The organism is Flavobacterium psychrophilum, from assembly GCA_001708385.1.
Taxonomy (GTDB): Bacteria; Bacteroidota; Bacteroidia; order Flavobacteriales; family Flavobacteriaceae; genus Flavobacterium; species Flavobacterium psychrophilum_A.
The window spans coordinates 3,610,985-3,623,848 of sequence record CP012388.1 but is presented as its reverse complement, the minus strand read 5'-3'; the positions used below and the strand labels follow the sequence as shown (position 1 = coordinate 3,623,848).

Below are 12,864 nucleotides of genomic sequence, written 5' to 3'. Positions count from 1 at the left end.
ATGAAGCATTTTTTTTCACTTCTGTTCCTGCTATGCTCCGCAGGGGCTTTTTGCCAGGCAGAAGATTTTTCTAAACCGGATTACAAACAGATCGAAAAAAATGTTGGGGATAAAAAGTCCCCTTATTATTTTACTACCCTTTTAAACCGCTACAACAAAGCCGACAGCACAATGACCATTGAAGAAAAAAGGCATTTGTATTACGGTTATTCTTTTCAGAAAAATTATGCTCCTTATAGTATGTCCGATTCTCAGGGAGATCTTAATGAGATCCTTCAGAGCCAAAAAACAGATGGTAAGACTATGGAGAAACTGCTTAAGGTTTCTACCAAGGTGCTTAAAGACTATCCGTTTAGCATACGCATAAAAGAGTTTCGCATTTTTGCATTTAAGCAGCTTGGCAAACTTGCCGAAGCCCGTGCCGAAGAAACACAGGCCTCCATAATTATTGATGCTATACTTAGCACCGGAGACGGCACTACCAAAGAAAACAGCTTTTATGTTATTTCTACCACAAACGAATATGAGATCCTCGACATAATGGGCTACCGTTTTGGCGGCGAACAGGAACTTATAGAACATCGTTATGACTACCTTAGCCTTGCCGAAAACTCATACGACATTAAAGGATTCTACTTTGATGTGAGCCGTTTATTTGAGAGTTTTAAGCTCTAAAAACTATAATTGGCTATACAATAAAAAGATGTAAATTCGCAAAATGATGAAACCTGAAGATATTGATGGCGTAAAGCAGTTGCTGGCCTCTCCAAAAAGAATTGCTATAATACCCCACCGAAACCCAGATGGCGATGCTATGGGATCTACTCTGGGGCTATACCATTACCTTAAACTTAAAGGCCATGAGCCTGTAGTTATTGTTCCTAACGAGTTTCCCGATTTTCTTGCCTGGCTACCGTCTTCTGAAACGGTAAAGGTTTTTGAAAAGGAAGTAGACCACGTTACGAAAATACTTAAGGATGCCGAGCTTATTTTTACACTTGACTTTAATGTACTTAGCCGTACCGGCGACCAGATGGAAGCCGTACTGAAGGAACTTACCGCACCTTTTATAATGATAGACCATCACCAAAAACCGGGTGACTATGCTATTTATACATTTTCAGACACTTCGTATGGTTCTACCTGCGAAATGATATATCATTTTATTAACGGATTAGGCGAAGGCAACCTTATTGATAAAACTATCGCTACTTGTCTTTATACAGGCATCGTGACCGACTCAGGGTCTTTTCGTTACCCATCAACCACAGGTACTACACACAGGGTTGTTGCGGAGTTTATAGACAAAGGAATAGACAATACTACTATACACAGCCTGCTGTTTGATAACCATTCGCACAACAGGATTTTAATTTTGGCAAGGGCTTTGCAGAACATGAAAGTATTGCCTGCCTACAAAACCTCATACACCACGCTAAGCCAGGAAGAACTAAACAGCTTTGGGCATAGCAAAGGCGACACAGAGGGTATTGTAAATTACGGGCTTGGCATGAAAGATATTGTTTTCACTGCTTTCTTTACAGAAAATAAAGACGAAGGCATTATAAAAATATCATTCCGCTCTAAAGGCGATTTTGATGTTAACCAGTATGCCCGTGAGCATTTTAGCGGCGGTGGACACATAAATGCTGCCGGTGGACGTTCTACTTTAAGTTTAGAAGCTACCATACAAAAATTTATTGCTACTTTAGCGCACACAAAAATTGACTGATACAATGAAGAAGGTATATGTACTAACGATTTTCCTTTTAGGGATACTGCTTACCTCCTGCTCGCAACAGCAGGCAAGAAGGCCTTTATCCCACAGTTCGGGTACTTTTATGAAAGAGTCCATCAAGAGGAATAAAAAGCTTGTAGCTAACGAAGAATCGCAGATAGACTCTATCATCAAGAGCAATCCTCATATTAAATACATAGCATCTGACAAAGGATACTGGTATCACTACGAGATAGAAAACGCCACTGATAGTATCAGGCCGAAGCGTGGCGATGTTGCTTATTTTGACTATGAGGTCAAAGATATAAAAGGTAACCTTATCTACAGCGAAACAGAACTTCGCCCACAAGTATACCACGTTGACAAAGAAAATATTATGATGGGTCTTCGCGATGGCATCAAACTTATGAATGAAGGCGAAAAGGTAACATTCCTGTTCCCGTCGCACATGGGCTTTGGCTATCATGGCGACAACAAGAGAATTGGCACTAACCAGCCGCTTATATGCACCGTTACGCTTACCGATATTAAACCGGAAAGCCAGATAAAAGAGAATTAATTAAATATAAATGAAACCAATGACAAGTTTTTTCCTTAGCCTTGTGGCTTTGTTTTATTCATGTAACACAACCCCTACTGCACCACCGGTAAAACTGGGCGATGGAATTTATGCAGAAATCGAAACCAATAAAGGTAAAATCGTGGTACAACTTGAGTACCAGAAAACACCGCTAACTGTAGCTAACTTTATTTCGCTTGCCGAAGGCAAAAACGAACTGGTTAGCCCGGAGTACAAAGGGAAACCTTTTTATGACGGACTTAAATGGCACCGTGTTATTAAAGATTTCATGATTCAGGGCGGAGACCCTAAAGGCGATGGATCCGGCGGACCGGGCTACAAATTTGCCGATGAGTTTGATCCTGAACTTAAACATGACAAACCGGGTATCCTTTCTATGGCTAATGCAGGAAAAGGTACTAACGGAAGTCAGTTCTTTATTACACACGTACCGACGCCGCACCTTGACGGTATGCACACTGTGTTTGGACACACTGTAGAAGGTATTGATGTTGTAAACTCAATTGAGCAGAACGACGAGATTAAATCAATCAAAATTATACGTATAGGTAAAGACGCTAAAAAGTTTGATGCGCCTAAAATTTTTAAAGAGCACAACCAAAAAGCTGCTGCCGAACAAAAACTGGCAAACGAAGCACTGGCTAAAACCAAAGCTGAAAAAGTAGCTTACTTTGCAGATATTAAAAAGAATGCACCTAAAACTTCAAGCGGATTACAATATTTTATCGTTAAAAAAGGCTCTGGTAAAAAACCGGTTGCAGGTACTAAAGTTTTCCTTGATTACTCTGGTTTCCTTGACAACGGAACTGCTACAATGTTTGACTCAAGCATTGTGTCGGTAGCAAAAGCTTTTGGCAACTATATTCCTCAAAAAGATGCCGCTGGTTTTTACACGCCGATTCCTTTTACAGCAGGGACAAAAACAGGCATGATACCGGGCTTTATTGAAGGTATTGAGCAAATGGGCCTTGGTGACAAAGCTATTATCTTTATCCCTGGCCACCTTGGTTACGGAGAAAGAGGCGCACCACGTGCAGGTATCGGGCCAAACGCAAACCTGATATTCGAACTTGAAATGACAGATACTGCCCCGGCAGGAAAATAATCTGAAAATATAGTAATCAAAAAGGGATTCCAAAAATTTGGAATCCCTTTTTTTATGATGAGAATTAATTCTACTTTAAAAGCATACTCAGCAACAGGTCAAATTTATGCTGATACTCCTCCGATACTTTTCTCTCCTGCGTAAACAAAGAACTATGCATAACAGGAAGGCTGTAAGGTAATGTCCATCCTCGTAAAGCCTTTGCAACAGCATCCATATTATTAATACCCTGCATTGCCTGGGCACCAGCCGCCCAGCAAACAAGTCCGACTTTTTTATCGGTTAAATAGGGTTTCTCACTTTTAGCACTCAGCTCCAGCCAGTCCAGGCAATTTTTCATGGCACCCGTCATACCTCCATGATATAAAGGTGTAAGCCAGATATGTGCATCAGCCTGAGTAAAGATATCTACCATTTCGTAACAAGCCGCCGACGGCTGTTTAGAAGGACTAAACAAGGGTACATCATTATCATCAATAGAATATACAACAGCTTCCCCGCCAAGCGAAGCTATCTTTTCACTTAGAAAAGCCGTAAGTGTACCAGCAGTACTAGTAGCACTTCCTCCTGCCCCGTTAAATAGTAATACTTTCATCTCTATTTTATTTATTGCTTTGCAGCGTTATAAAGCTCTTCAGCCACATCCCAGTTTATAATATTCCAAAACTGGCTTACATAGTCAGCGCGCCTGTTTTGATACGTAATGTAATAAGCATGCTCCCAAACATCGAGAGCCAATACCGGGCGCCCTTTAATAGTTGTATGCAGCATTAGCGGATTATCCTGATTTGGTGTCGTGCCAATTGCCAGCTCGCCTTCTTCATTCAGGTATAGCCAAACCCAACCAGAACCAAACCTACCCATTGAAGCCGCAGTGAATTGTTCGGTAAAGTTAGTAAACGATCCGAAAGTTTCGTTTATAGCACTGGCAAGATTTCCAACAGGATTGGTATTTCCGCCCGGAGTAATAAGCTTCCAGAAAAGGCTGTGATTGTAATGCCCGCCTCCATTATTTCGTATTACCGGCGGCAGGGCCGATGCCTGTTTAAATAAATATTCCAGTGTTGTGTCTTCTATATCTAATTCAGCAATAGCCTTGTTCAGGTTATCTACATACGCCTGATGATGTTTAGAGTGATGAATCTCCATTGTTTTTGCATCTATGTAAGGCTCAAGCGCATCGTAAGCATACTGCAGTTTTGGCAAAGTATATATCATAATATTATTTTTTTATGTCAGGTCAAAATTACTACATTTGCATAATAAACCAAATATTTACTTTGTTTATTATGCAAATAAAATTTCCCGATAATGAACGCGCTATCCTGATACTAAAAACCAAGGGGCCTTCTACCCTGATATCTCTTGCTGCTGCGATGAATGTTACTACAGAAGGTGCCCGTTTTCAGTTACTAAAACTTGCAGGAGAAGGTTTGGTTGTAGCAACTACAGTATCTAAAGGACGTGGCCGTCCACAGCAGGTATGGGCGCTGACACCATTAGGTAACTCCCGCTTTCCCGATACCCATGCCGACCTTACCGTAAAACTTATTGAAAAAACACGTGAGTTTTTAGGAGAAGATGCACTGAATGCTGTTATTGAAGCGAACGGAATAGATGCTAAAAATAAATATCTAGCAGCTGTAGCCGGAATTACAAATATTGAAGAAAAGATAAAAATATTGGTAGCTATACGCGACAGCGAAGGCTATATGGCAGACTATGCTATAGAAGAAGAAGGCTTTATGCTTTTAGAGAACCACTGCCCCATCTGTGCAGCTGCTGCGGCCTGCGTTGGATTTTGCAAGGCAGAATTAAACACATTTCAGGCTGTGCTTGGCGAAGATACTGTAATTGAAAGGATAGATCATATTCTGGCAGGTGCCCGAAGATGCGCTTATAAAATCACTCCCAAAATCAAATAGAATAAAAACAAAAAGAGGCAATTAGCCTCTTTTTATTTATAACCTACTAAGATTAGAATTTCCAGTCGAACTCATCATCTTTATTAATGATAGCTCCCATCTCGATTTTGATAACCTCATTAAATTCTGTCTGAAAAATAATCCAGTTACTTTCGTTGAACTGGTTATCTATCGTATCAAATGTTTCTTTTTCAAAATCTTTAAGTCCGTTTGCTTTGGCAGCAGCCTCTATAACCGGCCAGCTTTCGCCAATAACTTTAGATCCGAAAAGCTCAGAAGCAGGATTAGATATAATTAGATATCCCAACCTGAAATCTTCATCTTGGTAAAAGGTAAGGCGTAACTTTTTATCGTTATAAACATAGATAACATTTTTATCGTCATCCTGAAACTGCCTGCTTGGCTCGCCTAAAATTGCTTTCACATCTTTCTCCGCCATGCCGAAAAGCAGTTCGCCAACACCAAATTTTAAATTTATTTTCATAGAGAGTAGTATAAATTTTTGTTAAAGCAAAGATACGTCTTTTTGTATTATGCTAATAACCACAGGCGATCGCGTTAAAAAATAATTTTATTAAGATTTATTTAACTAATGTATTAAAAAACCTTTAAGAGTTTTTCATCGTAGCTTAGATATGTACAATTAACACCAATTTTTTTACTATGAAAAAAACATTTACTTATCTATTGATGGTTGCGGGATTGTTTTTGTTTGCCTTTTCGGCGAATGCACAAGTTACTGTAACAAACTCAAACGACGCCGGGGCAGGGTCATTCAGGCAGGCCGTGCTGGACGTTGCGGCCGATGGCGCTATTCTTTTTGATGCGTCGCTGGACGGAACGACGATTACGCTTTTAAGCGAGGTTACCATTAACAAAAACATTATTATTAATGGTAATGGCGCAGCTAACACTACTTTTAGTGGCGGCGGCACGACAAGGATTTTCAACATTACAAGCGGCGATGTTACTATTAATGGCGTAACACTTAGAAATGGCTTTGCATTGGATAATGGCGGAGCCATTTCTGCATCAGGTGCTACTGTAATGATTAACAATTCTACCATTTCCAACAATACTGCAACTGGTATTGCGGCTACAAATGGCGGTGGAGGTATTTTCCTTGCTAACGGTACGCTTACGCTAAATGTATCTACAGTTAGCAATAACACTGCTAATGGCGCAGCGGGCAGCGGCGGCGGTATCCATGTTAGTACGGGCGGTACATTAAACGTAAACGGATCTACAATTTCCGAAAACTCTGCAACAAGAGCAGGTGGCGGTATCGAGGTGAATGCAGCTACTGCTGTAACTGTAACAATTGAAGGAACTACACTTGAAGGCAATACTACAGGTGCTGCACCTGGTAATGGTGGTGGACTTCATATTACAGGCGCAAGCAATGCTACTATTAATGGTGGTATTGTCCGCAATAACACGGCAGCTTCTGAAGGCGGCGGTTTATGGAATGGGTCAGGTACTATGGCCATTACAGGTACACTTATTACAGAAAATACAGCGAGTGGCGCAGCTGCAGACCAAGGTGGTGGAGGTATTTATAACCAAAGCGGAACATTAAATGTACTTGCTGAAACTACTATTACAAATAATAACGCTACAGGAACTTCAGGTAGCGGTGGCGGTATCCTTAACGATGTAGGTGGAAAACTTACAGTTAATGGAGCTCTTATTAGAGGCAATATATCGAATCGTGCAGGTGGTGGTATAGAAGATAACGCTGGTGCTACAGGTTTTGTAACGCTTATTAATGTTACTCTCGACGAAAATACTACGAACACAAACCCGGGTAACGGCGGCGGACTTCACGTTACCGGCGCAGGTGTAGTGGAAATTACCGGAGGTACTGTTAGCGGTAACGAAGCAGGTGCAGAAGGTGGCGGTTTATGGAATGGTTCCGGGACTATGACTATCGAAGGTACCGCAATTGCAAACAATACCGCAAGCGGCGACCTTGCCGATCAGGGCGGTGGAGGAATCTACAATCTTAGCGGAACTGTTACTATTGATGCCGAAACAGAAATTACAGGCAATACTGCAGATGGCGCTGCAGGCAGCGGTGGAGGTATCCTTAACGATGTGGGTGGCAAAGTAACTATCAACGGTGCATCGATTACAGCAAATGTCTCAAACCGTGCAGGTGGTGGCATCGAAGATAATGGTGGTGCTAATGGTTTTGTAAAGCTTACAGATGTTACTCTTGATGGAAATACAACAAATACTTCTCCAGGTAATGGGGGCGGCCTTCACGTAACAGGTGCAGGTATGGTAACTATTACAGGTGGTACAGTTAGCGATAACGAAGCCGGAGCTGAAGGTGGTGGTTTATGGAACGGATCAGGTACTATGACAATCAGCGGAACTGTTATTGCAGATAATACTGCGGCAGGCGCAGGTGCAGACCAGGGAGGTGGAGGAATCTACAACCTTAGCGGAACACTTAACCTTTCGGGTGATGTTGTTATATCGGGTAATACAGCTACAGGAGCTGCCGGAAGCGGTGGCGGCTTATTAAATGATGTTGGCGGTAAAGTAACTATTGAGAATACTACGTTCACAGCAAATACTTCGGTTCGTGCAGGTGGTGCTATTGAAGACAACGGCCGTGATACCGGATTTGTAACTATAGACAATGTAACATTTACAGGTAACAATGCAGGTAACACTCCGGGTTATGGTGGTGCGGTACACATGACTGCTAATGGTAATGTAAATATTACCAACAGTATTGTAAGCGGAAACACCGCTGTACAAGGTGGCGGACTATGGATTGGTACAGGTATCATGGATATCGAAAGGGTACATATTGCAGCTAATACAGCTACAGGACTTGCTGCGACAGACGGTGGTGGAGGTATCTATAATACAGGCGGTACATTAAACGTAGCGGCTTCTACCCTATCATTAAATACTGCATCAGGCCTATTAGGCCGCGGTGGAGGACTTCACCTTAACGGAGGGACAACTACTATGCTTACAAGTACGGTTTCAGGTAACTCTTCGCTGACCAACGGTGGTGGTATCTATAACAACAGCACACTTACAATCAATGCAAATACAATTGCATTAAATACTTCAGCAATTAATGGTGGTGGTATCTCTAACGAAGGCACTAACACAGTTAACCTGAAAAACACACTTATTTCGAGTAATACCGCGCTCTCAGGTGCTAACCTTTTAGGTGCAGACGGTTCATTTACGTCAAACGGCTTTAACCTTGTTGCATTTGTAGATGCCGATGTGTTTGTAGCTACAGATGATGATATTATAGGAAGCACTCTAGCCCCTATCCTCGTTTCATTAAATGCATTAGCAGAGGTTGAAGACGGTACTCCGGTACATACGTTAGGCTGCCCAAGCATTGCGGCAGATATGGGTTCTCCTGATGATAACTTCAATGACCAAAACGGTATGGCTGTATTTAACGGTAGAAGAGATATTGGTGCTTTTGAAGCTCAGGAAGTATGTAGCACAGCAAGCACTGGAGATTTTGCAATTGCAAAAAGCATGGTATATCCTAACCCTTCTAACGGAGTGTTTATGTTAGACCTTGCAAATAACCATAACGCCAATACTAACATTTCTATCTATGAAATTGCAACTGGTAAACTGGTAAAACAAATGACAACCAGCACAATGAATGTAGAAATAGGTATGAACGGCTTTGCCGGAGGTACTTATGTAATGCAGATCGTTTCTGATAACGCTTCAGAAATCCACAAGCTGATCATAAATAAATAAATAAATAACGATTTATAGTTCCTTATTTAGTTGAGAAAGGCTCCCATTGCAATGGGAGCCTTTTTTTCTGTCATTGCGAGCGAAGTGCAACGGAGCGTGGCAATCTCACAAAACAAGCAGTATTCACAATCTGTATTAATCCTACTTCTTCACCTTAATTTTCCTTCCCTGTTTCACTATAATATCAGATCCTTCAGCCAGGTAAACCGATACCGGTTTCGCGTCCTGCAAAAAAGCAAAATCGGACCCGTATGTGGTTTGAAAATCGACATTCACTTCGTAACCCCTAACCGGATAGATTTGCCATCTCGGATGTGCAACTTCATATTCAGATGTAACAGAATCGGTTATTTTTGTATAGCCCCAGAAGTGTTCGGTAATAAATTCTTCTTCACTATCAGGTTTAATATCAACAGGAATTTTATCTGTAACAGTCTTAATTGTGTGCCATTGCCCTTTTTTCTTCCAGCCATATTCTACGGTTAAGTCGTCATGGCCTTCAATCCATGAGTGACGCGTTTTCAGGGTTTCGTAATTCTCATTGTATAGCAGGTTGGCAACCAGTGTAAGCGATGGCTTGTGGACGATCTCCTTAATAAACACCACTCCCCTTTTGTATTCTTCGGTCTCTTTGTATTTCACATAAAAACGAAGGTTAATCTCCTCGAAATTAACATGAAACGGAATCCGTAACCTCATCATTTTAGTATCTACAAACATAAATCCAATAAGGCTTACATAGCATGTATCGTTCCAAAGGTCAAGTTCGGTTTCAAACGGGATGTAGGGTTTTAGCAGTTGAGGGTCAACCGCATAATTTATCATGACCAGCTTGCGCCACTGGGCATCAAGAAAGGTTCTTTTTTTAATTGGGATAGATTGCTGCATGTTTTAAAGTTACAAAGAATGATTTAAGGTTTTAGCCGCGAATTACACTAATTAACACAAATTAAACTGTTCACTTTCTTAAGTTAACCATCCCGCCCTGCGGACACCCCACCAAAGTAGGGGAAGACTCAAAATCTTCTATTCTTGGACCACACGAACCTAAAAGGCTTACATATAATAAACAGGGGTGTAACTCTATAAATGTGATATATAAAAAAATCCGCCAAATGGCGGATGATTAGTATATTCTATAAAGTAGAGAATTAGTAATTAAAAGTACCGTATTCGCTGGTAATGGTCAATTCTTTTTTATCAGATGCTTCTACCCTTCCTACTATCTGTGCATCAACATTGAACGACTTAGAGATAGCAATAATATCCTGTGCAATGTTCTCAGGAACGTAAACCTCCATACGGTGGCCACAGTTAAATACCTGGTACATTTCTTTCCAATCGGTACCCGAATTCTCCTGAATTAGCTTAAATAGCGGAGGCACAGGGAAAAGATTATCCTTAATTACATGAACGTTATCTACAAAGTGAAGCACTTTAGTTTGAGCACCACCACTGCAGTGTACCATTCCGTGTATGTCTTTAGGAGTATATTTCTCAAGTATTTTCTTGATGATAGGCGCATACGTACGTGTTGGCGAAAGCACAAGTTTACCCGCATCGATAGGGCTGCCTTCAACAGCATCTGTCAGTTTTGTTTTTCCTGAGTACACCAGATCGGCAGGAACCGAAGCATCATAACTTTCAGGATATGATTTAGCAAGGTAGTTATCAAACACATCGTGGCGTGCAGAGGTAAGTCCGTTACTGCCCATACCACCGTTGTATCCTTTTTCGTAAGACGCCTCCCCGAAAGAAGCAAGCCCAACGATAACATCGCCCGGCTGAATGTTAGCGTTATCAATAACATCGGCACGTTTCATTCGCGCTGTTACGGTAGAATCTACAATTATTGTACGAACAAGGTCGCCCACATCAGCAGTTTCACCACCCGTAGAATGGATAGTAACACCAAACGATTTCAGTTCTTCGATAAGCTCTTCGGTACCGTTGATGATAGCCGAAAGCACTTCGCCCGGAATAACACTTTTATTACGCCCAATAGTAGACGAAAGCATAATATTATCGGCAGCACCCACACAAAGCAGGTCGTCAATATTCATGATAAGCGCATCCTGTGCGATACCTTTCCATACCGAAATATCGCCTGTTTCCTTCCAGTACATGTAGGCAAGGGATGATTTTGTCCCTGCGCCGTCGGCATGCATTATAAGGCAGTAATCGTTATCACCTGTAAGATAATCCGGCACAATTTTGCAGAATGCCTTAGGGAATAAGCCTTTATCTATGTTTTTAATGGCATTGTGCACGTCTTCCTTAGAGGCAGAAACTCCCCTTTGGCTGTAACGTTTGCTGGTATCAGAACTCATAAATATGGGTTTGTAATTTGAACGGCAAAGATAGGTTTAATGCAGCAATTATACAATGTAACAATGTATCAATTATTTGGTGGGTTTTTATTGTGTTTGATTATGAATGCCGCCAATAACAAATCCTAACCCCTCTCCGCTCCAAAACCCGACATCAGTGCATCAATACAATATGAAATTCACATCCTAAGACATTTGAGTGATGCCTTCCCTTGGGCAGGATACAGACAGCACTGGCAATATTCAATCACAAAAAAAGTTCTCAAACGGGAGAATATTCACTATTATAATATATTTGTAAATTCCAATCACACACAAAACCTTTTAAATGGGATTTTTCAATAACCTCTTCAATAAAAAAGAAACACCAATAACTACTAACGCCGATTTCTGGGACTGGTTTCAGCAGCACGAAAAAGCGTTTCATAAGATAACACAGTCGGGAGAAAACATCCATGACTTTCATGATAAGCTGTCTCCAAAGCTGAATGAACTGCGCGAAGGTTATTATTTCTTATCGGGCATGTATACCGATGATATTGCTGAACTGGTTATTACAGCAGATGGCCACATTAAGAACTTTGCCTTTACGGAAGACCTTGTTGCCGCTGCTCCCGTTATTAAAAGGTGGCGTTTTACCGCGCTTAAACCTGCAATGGATATCCACACACACGGTATAAAGATGGATGGTTTCGATTTTTCAAGTGACACTATTTCCTTCTACCCTAATGAAGATGAAAACCATCCTGACGAAATTGATATTACTGTTGTTCACAACAACCTTACCGAAGACAATAAGGACTCAATTATATTAGGTACCCATATCTTCTTGGATAACTACCTGGGAGAGATCAATTTTGCCACGACTATCGATGCCATATCGGTTATCGCAACAAGGCATGCTAAGAAAGAACTGATTCCCATTGAAAAACTGAAAGCCTATCTTATATGGCGTGAGAAGGAATTTGTTGAAAAATACGAGGGCATCAGGCACAATACCGAAGATGACGGCTACAGTACTTTTGAAGGCCGGTTAGAAAATGGCAATACTGTTGTTGCGGTTATCAATACGACGCTGCTCAATTGGGACAGTATAGCTTCCCACCCATGGATTGCCCGTATCGAAATTGGCTATGATGGAAACGAAAGCGGAGGCCTGCCGCATCAGAATGATTTTAGTGCACTGAATAATTTTGAAGACACCTTGCTGGAGCAACTAAAGGATTCCGATGGCTACCTGAGTGTAGGCCGCGAAACCGGTGACAACACCAGAACGATATATTTTGCCTGCAACGAATTCAGGAAACCATCTAAGGTGATTGATGCGCTTATAAAACAATATCAGGGAGTATGGGATCTTAGCTACACCATTTACAAGGATAAATACTGGCAGACGTTCAACCGTTTTTGCCAATAAAAATGTTAAT

General features: G+C 41.3%; 11 protein-coding genes and 1 pseudogene. 7 read left to right on the top strand and 5 right to left on the bottom strand.

What is annotated here, in order from left to right:
* The 4 genes from ALW18_15960 to ALW18_15945 are packed head-to-tail and all read left to right on the top strand — an operon-like array spanning position 1 to position 3,423.
* Entirely contained in the window at positions 1-675 is a 675-nt protein-coding gene (locus ALW18_15960; protein AOE53868.1) for a hypothetical protein, read from the top strand.
* 43 nt (positions 676-718) lie between these two features.
* Positions 719-1,732 carry an exopolyphosphatase gene (locus ALW18_15955; protein AOE53867.1) on the top strand — a complete coding sequence of 338 codons (1,014 nt, stop codon included), beginning with the start codon at positions 719-721 and terminating at the stop codon, positions 1,730-1,732.
* A gap of 4 nt (positions 1,733-1,736) precedes the next feature.
* Positions 1,737-2,297: a gliding motility protein GldI gene (locus tag ALW18_15950; protein AOE53866.1), complete on the top strand. Its 561-nt coding sequence runs from the start codon at positions 1,737-1,739 to the stop codon at positions 2,295-2,297.
* A gap of 19 nt (positions 2,298-2,316) precedes the next feature.
* Positions 2,317-3,423, top strand: a complete 1,107-nt coding sequence (locus ALW18_15945; GenBank protein ID AOE53865.1) for a peptidylprolyl isomerase — start codon at positions 2,317-2,319, stop codon at positions 3,421-3,423.
* Between the two features lie 70 nt (positions 3,424-3,493).
* On the opposite strand, the gene ALW18_15940 is transcribed toward ALW18_15945, so the two are convergent.
* Positions 3,494-4,018: an NADPH-dependent FMN reductase gene (locus ALW18_15940; protein ID AOE53864.1), complete on the bottom strand. Its 525-nt coding sequence runs from the start codon at positions 4,016-4,018 to the stop codon at positions 3,494-3,496.
* Between the two features lie 11 nt (positions 4,019-4,029).
* The gene (locus ALW18_15935) at positions 4,030-4,641 is read right to left on the bottom strand and encodes a superoxide dismutase (GenBank protein ID AOE53863.1); all 612 of its coding nucleotides are present in this window, start codon (positions 4,639-4,641) and stop codon (positions 4,030-4,032) included.
* A 71-nt stretch (positions 4,642-4,712) separates the two neighbouring features.
* Here ALW18_15935 and ALW18_15930 point away from each other — a divergent pair, with 71 nt between their 5' ends.
* Positions 4,713-5,348, top strand: coding sequence for a transcriptional regulator (locus ALW18_15930; GenBank protein ID AOE53862.1), 636 nt, complete (start codon positions 4,713-4,715; stop codon positions 5,346-5,348).
* A 52-nt stretch (positions 5,349-5,400) separates the two neighbouring features.
* On the opposite strand, the gene ALW18_15925 is transcribed toward ALW18_15930, so the two are convergent.
* Positions 5,401-5,832, bottom strand: a complete 432-nt coding sequence (locus ALW18_15925; protein ID AOE53861.1) for a hypothetical protein — start codon at positions 5,830-5,832, stop codon at positions 5,401-5,403.
* Between the two features lie 524 nt (positions 5,833-6,356).
* Between ALW18_15925 and ALW18_15920 the strand changes: the two are divergent.
* Positions 6,357-9,107 (top strand): annotated as a pseudogene (locus ALW18_15920) (hypothetical protein).
* A 141-nt stretch (positions 9,108-9,248) separates the two neighbouring features.
* Here ALW18_15920 and ALW18_15915 read toward each other — a convergent pair.
* A complete protein-coding gene (locus ALW18_15915) occupies positions 9,249-9,995 on the bottom strand; it encodes a hypothetical protein (GenBank protein AOE53860.1) in 747 nt (248 codons plus the stop codon).
* 263 nt (positions 9,996-10,258) lie between these two features.
* On the bottom strand, positions 10,259-11,437 hold the full coding sequence (locus ALW18_15910) for a phosphoribosylformylglycinamidine cyclo-ligase (GenBank protein ID AOE53859.1): 1,179 nt from the start codon (positions 11,435-11,437) through the stop codon (positions 10,259-10,261).
* A 328-nt stretch (positions 11,438-11,765) separates the two neighbouring features.
* Between ALW18_15910 and ALW18_15905 the strand changes: the two genes are divergently transcribed.
* The gene (locus ALW18_15905) at positions 11,766-12,854 is read left to right on the top strand and encodes a hypothetical protein (protein AOE53858.1); all 1,089 of its coding nucleotides are present in this window, start codon (positions 11,766-11,768) and stop codon (positions 12,852-12,854) included.
* Positions 12,855-12,864 lie beyond the last annotated feature (10 nt).